The 15499-nt window shown below is 73.1% G+C and carries 17 protein-coding genes; 2 read left to right on the top strand and 15 right to left on the bottom strand.

Translation table 11 applies throughout. The features are described from left to right. Positions 1-15: 15 nt before the first annotated feature. From AC3IX6_RS24265 to AC3IX6_RS24230, 8 genes are all read right to left on the bottom strand, one after another. Positions 16-813 (bottom strand): ABC transporter permease, encoded by a 798-nt coding sequence (locus tag AC3IX6_RS24265; protein WP_489364560.1) that lies wholly within the window; start codon positions 811-813, stop codon positions 16-18. Then, positions 800-1786 carry a 2-aminoethylphosphonate ABC transporter permease subunit gene (locus AC3IX6_RS24260; protein ID WP_489364558.1) on the bottom strand — a complete coding sequence of 329 codons (987 nt, stop codon included), beginning with the start codon at positions 1784-1786 and terminating at the stop codon, positions 800-802. The genes AC3IX6_RS24265 and AC3IX6_RS24260 overlap by 14 nt, the downstream gene beginning before the upstream one ends. Beyond that, positions 1779-2828: an ABC transporter ATP-binding protein gene (locus AC3IX6_RS24255; RefSeq protein ID WP_489364556.1), complete on the bottom strand. Its 1050-nt coding sequence runs from the start codon at positions 2826-2828 to the stop codon at positions 1779-1781. The genes AC3IX6_RS24260 and AC3IX6_RS24255 overlap by 8 nt, the downstream gene beginning before the upstream one ends. After that, positions 2825-3562, bottom strand: coding sequence for a phosphonatase-like hydrolase (locus tag AC3IX6_RS24250; protein WP_489364554.1), 738 nt, complete (start codon positions 3560-3562; stop codon positions 2825-2827). The genes AC3IX6_RS24255 and AC3IX6_RS24250 overlap by 4 nt, the downstream gene beginning before the upstream one ends. A gap of 5 nt (positions 3563-3567) precedes the next feature. Then, on the bottom strand, positions 3568-4689 hold the full coding sequence (locus AC3IX6_RS24245) for a TIGR03364 family FAD-dependent oxidoreductase (protein ID WP_489364553.1): 1122 nt from the start codon (positions 4687-4689) through the stop codon (positions 3568-3570). A 148-nt stretch (positions 4690-4837) separates the two neighbouring features. Next, on the bottom strand, positions 4838-5611 hold the full coding sequence (locus AC3IX6_RS24240) for a GntR family transcriptional regulator (RefSeq protein ID WP_489364551.1): 774 nt from the start codon (positions 5609-5611) through the stop codon (positions 4838-4840). A 50-nt stretch (positions 5612-5661) separates the two neighbouring features. After that, on the bottom strand, positions 5662-6435 hold the full coding sequence (locus tag AC3IX6_RS24235) for a hypothetical protein (RefSeq protein WP_489364549.1): 774 nt from the start codon (positions 6433-6435) through the stop codon (positions 5662-5664). A gap of 261 nt (positions 6436-6696) precedes the next feature. Then, positions 6697-7794, bottom strand: a complete 1098-nt coding sequence (locus AC3IX6_RS24230) for an ROK family transcriptional regulator (RefSeq protein WP_489364547.1) — start codon at positions 7792-7794, stop codon at positions 6697-6699. 56 nt (positions 7795-7850) lie between these two features. Between AC3IX6_RS24230 and AC3IX6_RS24225 the strand changes: the two genes are divergently transcribed. After that, positions 7851-8954 carry a Gfo/Idh/MocA family oxidoreductase gene (locus tag AC3IX6_RS24225; protein WP_489364545.1) on the top strand — a complete coding sequence of 368 codons (1104 nt, stop codon included), beginning with the start codon at positions 7851-7853 and terminating at the stop codon, positions 8952-8954. Between the two features lie 104 nt (positions 8955-9058). Here AC3IX6_RS24225 and AC3IX6_RS24220 read toward each other — a convergent pair whose 3' ends face one another. The 6 genes from AC3IX6_RS24220 to AC3IX6_RS24195 all read right to left on the bottom strand — a co-directional run bounded on the left by AC3IX6_RS24220 (position 9059) and on the right by AC3IX6_RS24195 (position 14010). Next, positions 9059-9916, bottom strand: a complete 858-nt coding sequence (locus AC3IX6_RS24220) for a fumarylacetoacetate hydrolase family protein (RefSeq protein ID WP_489364543.1) — start codon at positions 9914-9916, stop codon at positions 9059-9061. 122 nt (positions 9917-10038) lie between these two features. Further along, positions 10039-10836, bottom strand: coding sequence for a hypothetical protein (locus AC3IX6_RS24215; RefSeq protein WP_489364541.1), 798 nt, complete (start codon positions 10834-10836; stop codon positions 10039-10041). 118 nt (positions 10837-10954) lie between these two features. Beyond that, entirely contained in the window at positions 10955-11290 is a 336-nt protein-coding gene (locus AC3IX6_RS24210; protein WP_489364539.1) for a DUF6412 domain-containing protein, read from the bottom strand. A gap of 118 nt (positions 11291-11408) precedes the next feature. Then, positions 11409-12932 carry a sodium:solute symporter family protein gene (locus AC3IX6_RS24205; RefSeq protein ID WP_489371545.1) on the bottom strand — a complete coding sequence of 508 codons (1524 nt, stop codon included), beginning with the start codon at positions 12930-12932 and terminating at the stop codon, positions 11409-11411. A 38-nt stretch (positions 12933-12970) separates the two neighbouring features. Next, positions 12971-13153, bottom strand: coding sequence for a DUF3311 domain-containing protein (locus AC3IX6_RS24200; RefSeq protein WP_489364537.1), 183 nt, complete (start codon positions 13151-13153; stop codon positions 12971-12973). Positions 13154-13203: 50 nt separating this feature from the next. Beyond that, entirely contained in the window at positions 13204-14010 is an 807-nt protein-coding gene (locus tag AC3IX6_RS24195; protein WP_489364535.1) for a class E sortase, read from the bottom strand. 56 nt (positions 14011-14066) lie between these two features. Here AC3IX6_RS24195 and AC3IX6_RS24190 point away from each other — a divergent pair, with 56 nt between their 5' ends. Next, complete coding sequence (locus AC3IX6_RS24190) at positions 14067-15068, top strand: DUF8829 domain-containing protein (RefSeq protein WP_489364533.1); 1002 nt, start codon at positions 14067-14069, stop codon at positions 15066-15068. Here AC3IX6_RS24190 and AC3IX6_RS24185 read toward each other — a convergent pair whose 3' ends face one another. Next, positions 15069-15482, bottom strand: a complete 414-nt coding sequence (locus AC3IX6_RS24185) for a very short patch repair endonuclease (RefSeq protein ID WP_489364531.1) — start codon at positions 15480-15482, stop codon at positions 15069-15071. Positions 15483-15499: the final 17 nt, after the last annotated feature.

The following is a 15499-nucleotide window of genomic DNA, read 5'->3' as shown; positions in this document are numbered from 1 at the left end:
GGTGTGGCGGGTGGATCAGCGGTACGTGGCCCTGGTGCGGACGCGGGAGACGGCCAGCAGGACCAGCAGGGTGGTGGCCATGAGGACCACGGCGACGGCGGAGCCGCTGAAGAGCGAACCGCGGTCGGTGGCGGTGAAGATGCGGACCGGGAGGGGCATCCAGTCCGGCGGGTAGAGCATCATCGTGGCGCTCAGCTCGCCCATGGACAGGGCGAAGCAGAGCCCGGCGGCCGCGGTGAGCGACGGCAGCAGGAGGGGGAGCTTGACCCGCCACAGCACGTACGCGGGGCGGGCGCCCAGGGAGGCCGCCGCCTGTTCGTACGCGGGGTCGAGACGCACGATGGCAGCCGAAACCGACTGGTAGGCGAACGCCGTGACAAGAATGGTGTGCGCCAGGATCACGATCGAGCTGGTGCCGTTGAGGAGCAGGGGCGGCTTGCTGAAGGCGACGAGCACGGCGAGGCCGACGACCACGGACGGCACGGCGACGGGCAGCATGAACAGCGCGTCCAGGGAGCTCTTTGCGCGGGTGCGCAGCCCGGCGGCGGCGAGCGCCGCCCAGGTGCCGACGGTGAGCGCGATCAGGCTGGCGGCCAGGGCGGTGAGCAGCGAGGTGGTCAGCGCCTGGAGGGATTCGCCGCGGACGGCGGCGGCGTAGTTCTCGGTGGTGGGGCCGGAGGGGAAGGCCCCGGACCAGTGCGTCGAGAAGGACGCGGCCACCACGACGAGCAGCGGCAGGGCGAAGAGGGGCAGGAAGAGGAGGCCGAAGAGGCTCCAGGCGGCCCAGCGGCCGCTCTTGCTATGCACCAGCACGCTTGCTCACCACCCGGTAGAGGCCGAACAGGCCGACGGAGATCACGATGTTGACGACGGCGACGACGCAGGCGGCCGCGTAGTCGGATTCGAGGATCGCCTTGCCGTAGATGAGCATCGGGAGCGTGGTGACGTCCTTGGCTCCGGTGAACAGGACGATCCCGAACTCGTTGAGGCACATGACCAGGACGAGGCTGCCGCCGGCGGCGAGCGCCGGGAGGGACTCGGGGAGGATCACCCGGCGGATGATGCGGCCGGGCTTCGCGCCGAGCGAGGAGGCCACCTCCAGCTGGGCGGTGTCCAGTTGGGAGAAGGCGGCGAGCAGCGGGCGCATCACGAAGGGCGTGAAGTAGGTGATCTCCGCGAGGAGGACGCCCCAGGGGGTGGTCAGGAAGTGGAAGGGGCCCTCGGTGGCGCCGAATCCTTCGGTCCACAGGCCGTTGGCCATGCCGACGGTGCCGTAGACGAAGAGGAGCGCGAGGGTGATGAGGAAGGAGGGGAAGGAGAGGAAGACGTCGATGAACTTGGCGACGGCGCGGGCCCCGGGGAACGGGACGAAGGCGATGACCAGCGCGAGCGCGAAGCCGAGGACCAGGCAGCCCGCGGTGGCGCCGACGGCCAGCCAGACCGTGGTGCCGAGGGCCTCGCGGAAGGAGTGCGAGGCGAAGACGGAGGCGTAGGCGTCGAAGGCGCCGCCCCCGTTCTCGGGGGACAGCGACTGCTGGACGACGAGCGCGAGGGGGTAGAGGAAGACCAGCGCGAGCACGGCGACGGGAGGCACGGTCCACAGCCAGCCGGGCACGCTACGGGGCGCACCTGCGGCCTTCGCCGCGAAGCCGCCGGGGGCTCCGGCCGGGCTTTCGGGCGTGCCGGGGGCAGGGCTTCGTACCGGCTGGTGGGGTATGACCGCGGCTTCGGGGTCGGCTGCCGGCCCGGGTGCGGCGGTGTGTCGCCGGTCCGTGGCCTCAGCCATCGGAGACCCCCGCGGACAGGAGCACCGCGTCGCGCGGCTCGAAGTGCAGGGTGACGTGGTCGCCCAGCGCCGGGGTTTCGCGCAGTTCGGGCAGGTCCGCCTTGACCCGGTGGCCCTCGATGTCCACGTAGAGCCGGTGGGTCGAGCCGCGCCACTGCACCTCGGTGATGGTCCCGCTCAGCGCGTTGGGGCCGGCGCCGAGGCCGAGCAGGTGCGGGCGTACGCACAGGGTGGCGCTCGCGCCGGCGGCCGCACGGCCGGGGTCGAGGGTGAGGGGGTGCCCGGCGAAGAGCGCGCCGCCGTCGGCGACGGTGACGGGCAGCAGGTTGGCGTTGCCGACGAAGGAGGCGGTGAACTCGGTGCGCGGGGCCCGGTACAGCTCCTGCGGGGTGCCGCAGTCCTGGAGGCGGGCCTGGTCCATGACGGCGATCCGGTCGGCCAGGGTCAGCGCTTCGACCTGGTCGTGGGTGACGTAGAGGATGGACACGTCGGGGAGTTCGCGGTGCAGCCGGGCCAGTTCGGCGAGCATCCCGGAGCGCAACTGCGCGTCGAGCGCGGACAGCGGCTCGTCCAGGAGGAGGACCCCGGGGCGGATGGCGAGGGCGCGGGCGATGGCCACGCGCTGCTGCTGTCCGCCGGAGAGCTCGCGGGGGTAGCGCTGGGCGTAGGCCGCCATCCCGGTCATCTCCAGGGCCTCGGCGACGCGGCCGGGGATCTCCGCCTTGGGCGCCTTCTGCGCGCGCAGGCCGAAGGCGACGTTGTCGGCGACCCGCATGTGCGGGAAGAGCGCGTACTGCTGGACGACCATGCCGATGCCGCGCTTGTGCGGCGGGAGCGCGGTGACGTCCCGGCCGCCGATCAGGATCCGGCCCGAGGCGGGCCGGACGAAGCCGGCGACCGCGCGCAGGGCCGTGGTCTTGCCGGAGCCGGAGGGGCCGAGCAGCGCCATGACCTCGCCGGGCTCGACGGTCAGGTCGAGGGAGTCCAGGACGGTGTTGCCGCCGTAGGCGACCGAGACGGAGTCGAAGCGGATGCCGCTCACGCGCCGGGCTCCCGCTCCTGGTCGGCGTGCTCCAGCAGTGCGGGCAGGTCGGCGACGGAGGCCAGGACGTGGGTGGCGCCGTGCCCGGTCAGGGCGGCGCGGTCGTGGGCGCCGGTGAGGACGCCCGCCACGATCCCGGCGCCGGCGCGGACACCGCTGAGCATGTCGTACGCCGTGTCGCCGGCGACCACGGTGTCGCGTACGTCGGCCACGGCGCCGGTGCGCAGGAAGGCGGCCAGCACCATGTCCGGGTAGGGCCGGCCGCGGCCGCCCGCGTCGGCGGGGCACAGGGTGAGGTCGGCCAGGTCCTGCCAGCCGAGGGCGCCGAGGATGGCGTCCTGGGTGACGCGGGCGAAGCCGGTGGTGAGGACCACGGTGCGGCCGTCGGCGCGGAGCTTCTCGACGGCCTCGCGGGCGCCGGGGATCGGGGCGATGAGGCCGCCGTCGACGAGTTCCCCGTAGGCCTGCTCGAAGGCGGAGTTGGCCCGCTGGGCGAGGTCCTCGGCGCCGAAGAGGTGGCGGAAGACGGAGATCTTCGACTCGCCCATGGTGTCGCGGACGTACTGGAGCTTCGCTGCGTGGTCGGCGCTGCCCGGCTCGACGCCGAGGCGCTCGGCGGCCCGCTCGAAGGCGCGCTCGACGAGGCCGCCGTCGGCGACGGTGGTGCCGGCCATGTCGAGGACGACCAGGCGGCGGGTGCGCAGGGGGGTGTGGGGGGTGTTGGTGTCGGTCATGGTGCTTACCAGCCCAGTTCGTTCGCGGTGGTTTCGGCTATGGCGGGCGAGCAGGTCATGCCACGGCCGCCGGGCCCGGTCACCAGCCAGACGCCGTCGGCCACCTGCTGGCGGTGGACGACGCGGGTGGTGTCGGTGCACTGCGCGTACACGCCCGCCCAGCGGTGCCTGATCTGCGGCAGCGGGCGGCCCAGGAAGGACTCGACGACCTCGGTGAGGTGCGCGTAGGGGTCTTCGAGGGTGTCGAACGCGAAGGGGTGCTCGTACTCGTGGGTGTCGCCGATGGTCAGTCCGCCGTCCTGCCGCTGCACCATCAGGAGCTGCATCTTGTGCGCGGCGGCGATCGGCGCCTGGGCCTGCTCGGCGTTGAGCTCGTCGAGGGCTTCGCTCTTGTAGGCGGGGTAGTAGCGGAAGCTGTCGGCGTCGGCGACCGAGGTCGTCAGGGTCTCGCCGAGCGGGGCGGTCTGCATCATCTGCAGCCGGACCCGGCGCACGGGCAGGTCGGGGACCAGTTCGCGGACCAGGCCGGACAGCCAGGCTCCGGTGGCCAGGATCACGGCGTCGCCCCGGTGGACGTCGCCGTGGTCGTCGCGGACGGCTCCGTTCCCGACGACCTCGCGCACCTCCCGTCCGGGGAGGAAGGTGTAGCGGCCGGACGCCTTGAGGGCTTCGCGCAGGTGGAGCTGGGCGGTGCGCGGTTCCACGGCCGCGTCCCGCTCGCACCACAGGGCGGCCTCGAACGCGCCGCGCAGGGCGGGGTTGATCGCCCTGGCCTCCTCGGCGGTGACCAGCTTGTAGCCGCGGGCGGCGGCGTCGGCGCGGGCCACGGCGGCCTCGGCGACGGCGTGCTCGCGGGAATTGCGCACCGGGGTCAGGGAGCCGATGGCGCGGAAGCCCAGGCCGGGCACCCGCTCACCGATCGCCTCCCAGAGCTCGCGGGCCCGCAGGGCGGTGTCGAGCTCCTCGCCCCCGGCCCGGCCACTGACCCAGATCTGGCCGAAATTGCGCAAGGACGCGCCGCGGGCCTCCGCTTCTCGCTCGATCTGGACGACCTCGTGGCCGCGTTCCACTGCTTGCCAGGCGTGCATGGTGCCTACCACGCCGCCTCCGACGACTATGACTCTCACGTGCTCCAAGGTGACGGCGGCCCGTGACCCGGGAGGATCCCCCGGGCGACGCTCCGGTGAACAGCCTCCAACGCTTGGACTAGACCCGTTACCATTCCGTGATGCGAATTCGTCCTCTTTCTGGTCCTACGGGGGGCTTCGGGCGGGACTATTCGGGCCGCAGGTGCGTCGTGAAGCTGAACCGGTCACCACGGTAGAGAGAACGCACCCGCTCCAGCGGCCTGCCGTCCCGGTCCCGGGAGAAACGGTGGATGAGCAGCATCGGCAGCGCGGGCGGGGTGCCGATCAACAGGGCTTCGCGGGGGGTGGCGAGGACCGTTTCCAGCTTCTCGTCGGCGTCGCCGAAGGCGATGCCGAGGCTGTCGTGGAGGTACCCGTAGAAGGAGGAGTCCGGCTGGAAATCGATGTCGAGGCGGGGGGCGCGGGCCACCCGGACGTACGTGCTCTCCAGTCCGACCCGCTCCTCGTCGGCGAGCAGCACCCGCTCCAGGTGCCAGACCGGCTCCCCGGGCTCCGCACCGATGCCGGGGGCCACGGAGGCCGGGCAGGGGAAGCGTTCCAGGCCGATGAGGTGACGGCCGGGCGTCCGCCCCTGACGGCGCACCCCCTCGGTGTAACTCGCCAGCGACAGGGGCTGTTCGAGCTTCGGCCCGGCGGCGACGGTGCCGCGGCCGGAGCGGCGCAGCCGGCCCTCCAGCAGCAGCTCGCGCAGGGCCTGGCGGACGGTCTCGCGGGAGACCTCGTACTGCTCGGCGAGATCGCGCTCGGTGGGGAGGAGTCCCCCCTCCCCGAGCTCGTCGAGCAGCCCGGCGATGCGAGCCTTGACGGCGTAGTACTTGGGGATGCGGCCGTGCTCGGGGATGCCGGAGCGGACGGGCAGGCCGGGCTGGTGGTGGTGCGCGTACGCGGTCGGTTCTTCCACCCTCGGACTCTACGTGGACCGGCCCGACGCGGACTGCGTGCGGCCCGCCCCTACGCGGACTGCGTGCGGCCCGGCCCCTTGCGCAGCCGGCGGGCTCCGAGGAGGAGTCCGCCGCCGCCGGCCAGGGCGGCCGCGGCGCCCGCGCCGTACGCCCAGGCCACCGGGGCGCGGCCGGTGTCGGCCAGCGCTCCGGCCTCGCCGCTCTCCGTGTCGGGGCCCTGGATCTCGAACCGGTAGCCGCCCGCCTCGCCGATCCAGTCGCCGTCGTCGCCCTTGCGCTGGACCAGCGCGGCGTCGGCGACGGCCTCGCCGCGCGGGGCGCCGGAGGCGAAGGCGAGCCGGACGGCGACGGTCACGGAGCCGCCGGGGCCGACGGCGAAGCCGGAGAAGGCGTCGCCGCCGTCGAAGACGGCGACGATCTCGTCGCGGTCGGTGCGCTCCAGGCTGACGGGGAGGGCGTGACCGGGGGCGGCTGCGCCGGGGGCGTCGAACTCCATCCGGAAATGGGCGGGGCGCAGGGCATGGGCCTGGTCGGTGAAGACCACGACGGGGTGGATGGCCGTGCACTCGGTGGTGGTGGTGTTGGTGAGGTCGAGGTACCAGGTCTGCGCCTCGCCGCCGGTCCGGTACACGGCCGGTCCGCCGCGGATCCGGGCGCCGATGGGGAACTGCGTGCTGTTCCCGTCACCGCAGGTGGCTTCCACCCGCGAGGGCAGCGCTGGCGCGGGGCGGGCTCCGCCGCCGTTGCCGATGTCGGCGGACGCGGTGGGGGCGGTCGTGGCTACGAAGACGGCTGCAAGGGCAAGGGCTTTGCGCAGTCGCATGGAGAACCCCTACTCGCCGACGCCGAAACAACGAAAAACCAAGAACCGAGAACCGAGAACGAAGAACCGAGGACCGAGGACCCAGAACTCAGAACCAACCGGACGGTTCATTAAACGATTGCCGGACAAGCCGACAATCACCCCGGCCTTGTCCGCACCTTCCCACGCGCGCCCGACCCCATGTCCAGCACCACGCCCAACTTCTCCCCATTTACCCCCATTCGGCGGACACCGCCGAGGAGGGGTCGGGCCGCAAGCCCCTTACTCCCCACGCCCGAACAACGGGCCGAGCACCAGCTCCGCCGCCCCCTGCGCCACACCCCCCTCGGCGAGTTCGACCCCCACCGCGCCCCCCACGAACGCCCGCGCCCCCACGACCTTCCGCACGCCCGCCAGGAACACCCCCGGCGCGGCCGCCACCACCCGCCCCCCGAGCAGCACCCGGTCCACATCCAGCAGCGCGACCAGGTTCGCCGCCGCCTCCCCCACGATCCGCGCCGCTTCCTCCAGCCGGCCCCCCGCCACCGCGTCCAGGCACAGCACCTCCGCGCACCCGCGCCCCCCGCAGCGACAGGCCGGCCCGTCCAGCCGCAGCACCTGGTGCCCGAACTCCCCCGCCGCCGAGCGCCGCCCCCGGTAGACCTCTCCGCCGCCGGCCAGCCGGAGCCCCGCACCCAGTCCGGTGCCGACGTGTACGTACGCCACGGCCTCCCCGGATGCGGCCCCTCCGAAGCCGGCCCCCGCCGCGACCCCCGCGTTGGTGTCCTTGTCCACCCGCACCGGAACGCCGAACCGCCCCTCCAGCACCTCCCGCAAGGGGAACCCCTCCCATTCCGGGAACCCCGTCACCCGCCCCAGTACCCCGGTCCGCCAGTCCAGCGGCCCCGGCGCGGCCACGCCGACGCCGAGGAGCGGCCGGTCGCCGCGCACCCGCGCCAGCGCCCGCACGGCCTCCTCGACCACCGCCTCCGGACCGGCCCCGAAGTCCAGCGGGACACGGCCGTCGGCGACGACGCGGCCCGCCAGGTCGACCCGTACCGCCGTGAGCTCGTCACGGTCCAGGTGCAGCCCGACCGCGTGCCGGGCCTCCGGAACCAGCCGCAGCAGCGTGCGCGGCTTGCCGCCCGTGGACGCCTCGCGTCCGGCGTCGGCCACCAGCCCCTCGCCCCGGAGCCGCGCCGCGATCTTGCTGACCGCCTGCGGGGTGAGCCCCGTACGCGCGGCGAGGTCACCGCGGCCGAGGCCGGCGGGGCCGGCTCCGCGCAGGAGATCCAGTACGAGCGCGTCGTTGTGTCCGCGCAGCACCGGAAGATTCACGCCGCCGCCACTCGTGTCGCCCCTGCCACCCCTGCTGTCCACCTGCCCATTGTCCACCCTCCTTGCACTTAAGCAACACTGTTGTCAAAGTGGTCACCATGAACGTCACCGCCCCCGCCTCCTCCCCCTCCCCCGCCCCCCTCCGCGTCGGAATCGTCGGCTACGGCCTGGCCGGTTCGGTCTTCCACGCCCCGCTCGTCTCCGCGACCGAGGGCCTGGTCCTGGACACCGTCGTCACCTCCGACCCGGGCCGCGCCGCCCAGGCCCGCGAGGCCTACCCGGACGTCCGGATCGCCGCCACCGCCGCCGAGCTGCTCGCCCAGAGCCCCGCCCCCGACCTGATCGTCATCGCCTCCCCGAACAAGACGCACGTCCCGCTCGCCACGGCCGCCCTCACGGCCGGCATCCCGGTGGTCGTGGACAAGCCGCTCGCCGCCACCGCCGCCGAGGCCCGCGAGCTGGCCGCGCTCGCCGAGCGGACCGGGACCTTCCTGTCTGTCTTCCAGAACCGCCGCTGGGACAACGACTTCCTCACCCTGAGCAGCCTCATCGCCGACGGAGAGCTGGGTGAGGTGCAGCGCTTCGAGTCCCGCTTCGAGCGCTGGCGCCCGCAGCTCAAGGGCGGCTGGCGGGAGTCCGGCGCCCCCGAGGAGATCGGCGGGCTGCTGTACGACCTCGGCAGCCACGTGGTGGACCAGGCGCTGGTGCTGTTCGGCCCCGTCGTACGGGTCTACGCGGAGACCGACGTGCGCCGCCCGGGCGCCGAGGCGGACGACGACACCTTCATCGCCCTCACCCACGCGAGCGGGGTCCGCTCCCACCTCTACGTCAGCGCGACCACGGCCCAGCTGGGCCCGCGCTTCCGCGTCCTGGGCTCCCGCGCCGGCTACGTCAAGTACGGCCTGGACCCGCAGGAGGGGGCCCTGCGCGAGGGCCTGCGCCCCGGCGACCCCGAGCGGACCTGGGGCGAGGAGCCCGAGCACCTGTGGGGCCGGCTGGGCTCCGGGGAATCACCGCTGACCGGCGGGGGCACGCCGGTCCGCACGGCGCCGGGCGACTACCCGGCGTACTACGCGGCCGTGGCGGCGGCCCTGCGCGACGGCGGCCCGGCCCCCGTCACGGCCCTGGAGGCGGCGCACTGCCTGGACGTCCTGGAGGCGGCCCGCAGGTCGTCGGCGGACGGGCGGACCGTGGACGTGTGACCCAGTGAGCCGGATGCCGTCCGCGCGCCGACGGGCGAACGGGGCACCCGAGAACGGGAAAAGGGGCGGCGCCGTCGACGACGGCACCGCCCCTTCCTGCGCGACTACGCGTTCTTGAACTCCTGGCGCTGGCGGCCGAGTCCGTCGATCTCCAGCTCCACCACGTCGCCCGCCCGCAGGAACGGCTTCGGCTCCGGCTGGCCCGCGGCCACACCGGCCGGGGTGCCGGTGACGATGACGTCGCCCGGGTACAGGGTCATGAACTGGCTCACGTACCGCACGACCTCGCCGACCGGGAAGATCTGGTCGGACGTGTTGCCGTCCTGCTTGAGCTCACCGTTGACCCACAGCTTGACGTCCAGCGCCTGCGGGTCCGGGATCTCGTCCGCGGTGACCAGCCAGGGGCCGAGCGGGGTGAAGGTCTCGCAGTTCTTGCCCTTGTCCCAAGTGCCGCCGCGCTCGTTCTGGAACGCGCGCTCGGTCACGTCGTTGACCAGCACGTACCCGCCGACGTGCGCGAGGCCCTCCTCGGGGGAGGCCAGGTAGCGGGCGGTGGCACCGATGACGACGCCGAGCTCGGCCTCCCAGTCGGTCTTGACGCTGGTGCGCGGGATCAGCACGGTGTCGTCGGGACCGACCACGGTGTCCGGGGCCTTGAGGAACACGATCGGCTCGGCCGGCGCCTCGGCGCCCACCTCGGCCGCGTGCCCGTGGTAGTTCAGGCCGATGCCCACGACCTTGCCTATGCGGCCGACGGCGGACCCGATCCGCAGACCCTCGGCGTCCAGCACCGGGAGCTCACCGGATCCGGCCGCGTCCCGCACTCGGGACAGCACGGAGTCGTCGGCGAGCAGTGCGCCGTCCACATCCGTGATCAGGCCGGACAGGTCCCGCAGGGTCCCGTCCTGGTCGAGCAGCGCGGGGCGCTCCGACCCGACGGGTCCTACACGCAGCAGCTTCATGGGCATTCTCCCGTGGTCGAGGGTGGTCGACCCATGGGCATGCCCCGGGCCGGACGATGGGTTGCGGCCATCGGAGGATTGGTCGATCCTCCAAGATGCCGGCCCCATCCGCAAGACCCTGTTCACATGGCGGAACGCTCTGCTCCGCTGACCGCCTGCTCCGCACGCTCCGCCCGGTCCTTCCGGTACTGGAGCCAGGCGCGCTCGGCGACCGACCAGGCGGTGGTCGTGACCAGGTACAACCCGGCCGCCAGCGGTACGAGGGCGGCCGTGATCAGCGTTCCGAAGGACAGCAGGGGCAGTACGCCGCCCACCTTGCGCATGAGCTCCTGCTGCTCGGGGGTCACACCGGCAACGGCACCGGCCGCACGGGCTCCACCGGCTCGCGAGACCTGGCCGGCCTTGGCTCCGGAGCCCTTCGCGGGGGCGGCCTTCGCCTTGGCGCCCTTCGCGGCGCCGCCCTTCATCCCGGCAGCCGCCGCCGCGGCGGTGGCGGCCATGACCGCCGCCGCCTTGCGTCCGCGCACCGCGCTCCACGCGGCCACCACCGCGACGACCGCGAACAGCCCGAGGAACACCAGCCCCGAGGCGCCGAAGAGGCCGCCCTCCCCGAGGGCCTCGCCCCACCGGTCCCCGAGCGGCGCGGCGAACAGCCGGTGGCCGAGCAGCTCGTTCGCGGCCCCGCCGATCTCCGCCGAGGAGAACGCCCGGTACATCAGGAAGAACACCGGCAGCTGGAGCAGCACCGGCAGGATGCCCGCCACCGGGGTCGCCCCGCGGAAGGCGGCCCGGCTCAGCGGGTGCAGCGCGAGCCGCACGAGCACGGTGAACAGCACGATCGCGGCAGCGGTCGCGGAGTCGGCCAGCACCGGCTCCAGGAGCCGGCCCAGCACAGCAACAAGATCGATGAGAACGGACACGTGGGCCCTCCGGAGGGATTCGTCGAACGTCGAAAGAGATGCGTTTCGGCGTGACGACCCGCGAGGGGCGGCAAGGTGTGGCGATCAGAAGTGATCAGGAGGAAGGAGCTGCGCGCCCCTACGCGGCCGTCGGAAGGAGACGGCCCGGTGCCCTGGGCCGCGACCGGCCCGAGGCGTCGGGATCGCGCTGCGGCAGGAACGCCGTGCGCTGCTCGCGATCACGGATCGCGGTGCGTATGCGGTGTGGCGGCACCGGCCGGACCAGCCGGGCGGCCAGGGCCGAGGCGCCCACGGCGAAGGTCGCCGCGAGGGCCACCACGACCGCGCCGAGCCCGCCCTCCCCGGCGAACAGCCCGAGGAAGCCGCCGAGCAGCAGGAGCGAGGCCAGCAGTGCCACGAGTCGCGCGGACGGCGCCGGGAACCGCACGGGGCGAAGCCCGCTGTGCTCTGCCATGCGAACCGCCCCCTCCCGCTCCCGCCCGCGAACTCCCGTAGGAGATCCGCGACTCACACCCGCACCGGACTGGCACGCGCACTGGTGCCCGTACTCGTACTCGTACTCGCGATCGATACTAACCGCGCGCACTGACAACGGACGGGACATCGTTTTGATCCCCGGTCCCGGGCAGCGGATCACGCGCCAGCACCTCCTCGTCCGGCCGGGGGTCCCCCGCCCCGCTCCCCGCCCCCTCCCGGGGGCCGAGCCAGGCAACCGTCAGCGCGACCGCCAGGTTCACCGCGAGGGCGACCATGCCCGCGTTCACGCCCCACACCGGGTCGTTGCCCGTGAAGACCAGCCCGCAGACCACCGCGACCCCCGCGGCCAGCCCGCACACCGCGGCCGCCGTCGTGAGCCTGCGCCACACCAGACCCAGCAGCAGCATGGGCACCAGTTGCGCCATGCCCTCGTAGGACACGAGCGAGAGCCTGACCAGCGTGTTCGGCGCCGTGTACGTCATCACCAGCGCGATCGTCCCGGCCGCCACCACGACCACCTGCGAGGCGAGCTTCTGTCGCTCGCCCGAGCTCCAGCGCGGCACGAGCGAGAGCACGCTGCGCCCCCACATCGTGCCGATGACCAGCATGAACACCGCCATCGGCACGATCGACGACAGCGCCGCCGCCACCCCGATCACCCCGACCGCCCACGCCGGCAGGGAGTCCACGACCAGCTTGAACAGCGCGAGGTTGGACTCTGTCCCCGTCAGCCCCGGTACGACGAACAGCGCCGCCATGCCCAGCAGCATCGGCACGAAGAGCAGCACGTTGTACGCGGGCAGCAGGATGGCGTTGCGGCGCAGCGCGTCGGCGCTCCGCGCGCCCAGGTACCCCGCCACCGTGGTCGGGAAGATGACGACGGTCAGCGCGTTCAGCACGGTGGTGGAGGCGAACCACCCCATCCCGAGCTCGCCCCGGCCGCCCGCGCCGCTCCCGGCGCCGGGGAGCGTCAGCCACTGCGGGCGTTCGGCGGTGAGCCGGTCGAAGAGCTCCCCGTAGCCGCCGAAGTAATGCAGGGGCACGTAGCCGGCGAGGAACCCGAGAGTGCCGATGACCAGCACGTCCTTCAGTACGGACACCCACGCGCTGCCGCGCAGCCCACTCACCACGACGAAGCCGGTGGTGACGGCGAAGGCGATGAAGTAGGCCCATTCCAGGGACACCGCCCCGTAGGTGACCGTCGAGACCACCACGCCCATTCCGGTGATCTGGAGCTGGACGTAGGGGAGCAGGAAGACGGTCGCGAGCACCGCGACCGCGGCGCCGAGCCAGGGGCGCCCGTACCGGTGGCTCACCATGTCGGTGATGCCGACGAGGCCGTGGCGGCGCGCGTAGTCCCACAGCAGGGGCCCGACGACGTAACCGACCGCGTAGCCGCAGGACATGTACGCGACCACGTACATCACGGGGGCGCCGTAGTTGTAGCCCCAGCCGGCCGCGCCGAGGTAACTGAAGCTCGTGTAACCCTCGCCCGCCATCAGCACCCAGATGAACACGGTGCCGAGCGAGCGCCCGCCCACCGACCATTCGGCGAGCCCGCCGCCGCCCCCGCCGCGCCCGCGCACCGCGAGCAGTCCGAGCGCGACGGTGGCCACCATGAACACGCCGAAGACGGTGGTTGCGACGGCCGCGTGGCTCACCGGTGATCACCGCGCCAGGTCAGCCAGACCGCGAGCGGGGTCAGCAGGGTCGCCCCGATGAACCAGAGGAGCAGGAACGGTACGCCGCCCGGCGCCGGCTCCACCCGGTTCGCGAGCGGCAGCGCTCCGATGAACAACACGAACGGCACGGCGAGCCACACCAACTGCGGACGTTTCACCCTTTTCCGACGCACCGCCCCACACTACGGTCCTACGGCCCCTCCACCCGTCAGCGCTTGAGGGTCCCCCACACCACGAGCCGGTACTTGGAGCTGTACTCGGGCGTGCAGGTGGTCAGCGTGATGTACGCGCCGGGTTCGCTGTACCCGGCCCCCGGCGTGACGGTGCTGCGCGGAACGGGCGCGATCACCCCGGTGTCGCGCTCGGTCGTCTCCGCCAGCGTCTGCCCGACCAGGTACACGTACCGCTTGCCCCGCACGTCCACGATCAGCTCGTCCCCGGCCCTGAGCCGGTTGATGTAACGGAAGGGCTCCCCGTGCGTGTTGCGGTGTCCGGCGAGCGCGAAGTTCCCCTCGGCCCCGGGCTGCGCGGTCCCGGCGTAGTGCCCGGCGTACCCCTTGTCGAGCACGGACCGCTTGTCCACGCCCTGCGCGACGGGCACGGCGACGCCGAGGCGCGGAATGCGCAGGACGCCGTACGCGGACTCCCGCGGCGGCGGCTTGGCGGTGCGCGGCCCGGAGCTTCCGGCGGACACACCGCCCGAGGACGCCTCACCGTCCGGCTCGTCGTCGGACGGCTCCACGGAGGCGGCGGGATCCGCCTCCCCGTCACCCTCGCCCTCCCCCTCGCCCTCCGGCACGGGGGCCCACCCGCCCTCCTCCAGCTCTCTCACCACCTCGTGAGCGGCGGCCAGCGCCTGCCGGTTGGTCCACCACACCTGGTGCACCACCAGCAACATCACCACCACGCCCACGGTGACGGCCAGTTCACCCGCCACCCACAACGCGCCCGCGATACCGGCCCGGCGCGACCGCCGGCCCTTCCCCTGCACCACGACCCGCACGCGATCTCGCACGGGCGGCACCCTAAGTCCTCCCCCCTCAACTGACCAGCGGCAGTACGCTGCAAACCATGCGCCCCGACACGCCTGCCGAGCACATCGCCGAAGCCGAGCGCCTCATCCGCACGGCGACCCGCTACCCCGAGGACCAGGAGCCGTTGCTCCTCCAGGCCGCGGCCCACCTCGAACTGGCCGACGAACGCGAACGGGCGAGCGCCCTGTACGACCAACTCCTCGCCGGCGAGACGGTCGAGGACCCCTCCCTCATCAAGGCCCTCCAGGCGGCCAACCTCTGGGAGTACGGCCACGAGCCCGAGGCCCGCGCCCTCATCCAGGGCATCCGTGCGGCAGCCCCCTCGGACCCGGCCCCCTGGGAGGTCATCGCCGAGGCCCTCGAAGCCCACGACGAACTCGAGGCCTCCCACGAGTGCTTCACGGAGGCGGCCACCCTTCTGGCCCCGGACAACGCCCCCCTCACCCCGGCCACGACCGCGCTCCTCACGGGCCGTCACCGCGTACGCCGCCTCCTCGGACTCCCCCACGACGACTGGGACATGGTCGCGGACACCCGCCACATCGGCCCGATCCCGCTGGACGAGCTCCACGACCCCAAGCGCATCTGGGCCCTCGGCTCCGACGACCCCGCCGAACTCCGCGCCGAGATCGCCCGCCTGCGCGCCGAACTGGGCGACCGCCGCGCCGCGCTCTCCCGCCCCTTCCCGGTGGCCATCCTCCACTGGCCGGCCCGCGAACTGGCGGAGCTCCTCACCTCGTACCCCACCCTCTCGGCGGAGTACCCCTCCCACGACGCCCACCTGGCCCAGGTCGAAGCCTCGCTCCGCACCCTGGCCGCCTCGGGCACGACGAACCTCGGCATCGTCACGGCCAGCGTCCCGTCCTACGAAGCCTTCGCCGCCTCGGAGAAGACCTCCCCGTCCTCCCCGTCCCTCCTGGCGGAATACGCCACCACCCTGGCCGCCCGAGGCAAAGCCACCCCCTGGCCCCCCACCCCCACCACCCCCTGCTGGTGCACGTCGGGCAGGCCTTACGGGGAGTGCCACGGAGCGGGCTGATCAACTCAACTGATCAACTCGCCGCGCGGGGCCTGGGACGGGCCGCCGTTCCGCGACCGCCTCGGCGATGCGTACGGCGGCTTCGTCCGGGCTCTCGTGTTCCCACACTCGGAGCGAGAGCCAGCCGGACTCGGTGAGGCGCGCGTCGGTGTCGCGGTCGCGCGCCCGGTTGCCCTCGATCTTTGATCGCCAGAACTCGGCATTTCGGCGGGGCCACGTGACGTGCTCGGGACATCCGTGCCAGAAGCAGCCGTCGACGAAGACGGCGACCCGTGCGGGACCGAAGACGATGTCGGCTTCGCGTCGTATTCCCTTCGCCGGTCGACGATGGACTCGGTAACGCAAGCCCGTCGCGTGCAAGGCACGCCTCAGGGCCATTTCGATCCCGGTGTCCTTGCTCTTCTGCCGGCTCATACGAGCACGGTCGCCTG

It is taken from the genome of Streptomyces sp. GL_141 (genome assembly GCF_057834385.1).
The sequence above is the reverse complement of the archived record's forward strand: the minus strand, read 5'-3'. Positions and strand labels throughout refer to the sequence as shown.

Excerpts from the sequence above, each read along its gene's own strand:
- AC3IX6_RS24235 (WP_489364549.1), bottom strand. The coding sequence starts at position 6,435 with ATGCGACTGCGCAAAGCCCTTGCCCTTGCAGCCGTCTTCGTAGCCACG.
- AC3IX6_RS24205 (WP_489371545.1), bottom strand. The coding sequence starts at position 12,932 with ATGGTGGCCACCGTCGCGCTCGGACTGCTCGCGGTGCGCGGGCGCGGC.
- AC3IX6_RS24260 (WP_489364558.1), bottom strand. The coding sequence starts at position 1,786 with ATGGCTGAGGCCACGGACCGGCGACACACCGCCGCACCCGGGCCGGCA.
- AC3IX6_RS24220 (WP_489364543.1), bottom strand. The coding sequence starts at position 9,916 with ATGAAGCTGCTGCGTGTAGGACCCGTCGGGTCGGAGCGCCCCGCGCTG.
- AC3IX6_RS24250 (WP_489364554.1), bottom strand. The coding sequence starts at position 3,562 with ATGACCGACACCAACACCCCCCACACCCCCCTGCGCACCCGCCGCCTG.
- AC3IX6_RS24190 (WP_489364533.1), top strand. The coding sequence starts at position 14,067 with ATGCGCCCCGACACGCCTGCCGAGCACATCGCCGAAGCCGAGCGCCTC.
- AC3IX6_RS24225 (WP_489364545.1), top strand. The coding sequence starts at position 7,851 with ATGAACGTCACCGCCCCCGCCTCCTCCCCCTCCCCCGCCCCCCTCCGC.
- AC3IX6_RS24210 (WP_489364539.1), bottom strand. The coding sequence starts at position 11,290 with ATGGCAGAGCACAGCGGGCTTCGCCCCGTGCGGTTCCCGGCGCCGTCC.
- AC3IX6_RS24185 (WP_489364531.1), bottom strand. The coding sequence starts at position 15,482 with ATGAGCCGGCAGAAGAGCAAGGACACCGGGATCGAAATGGCCCTGAGG.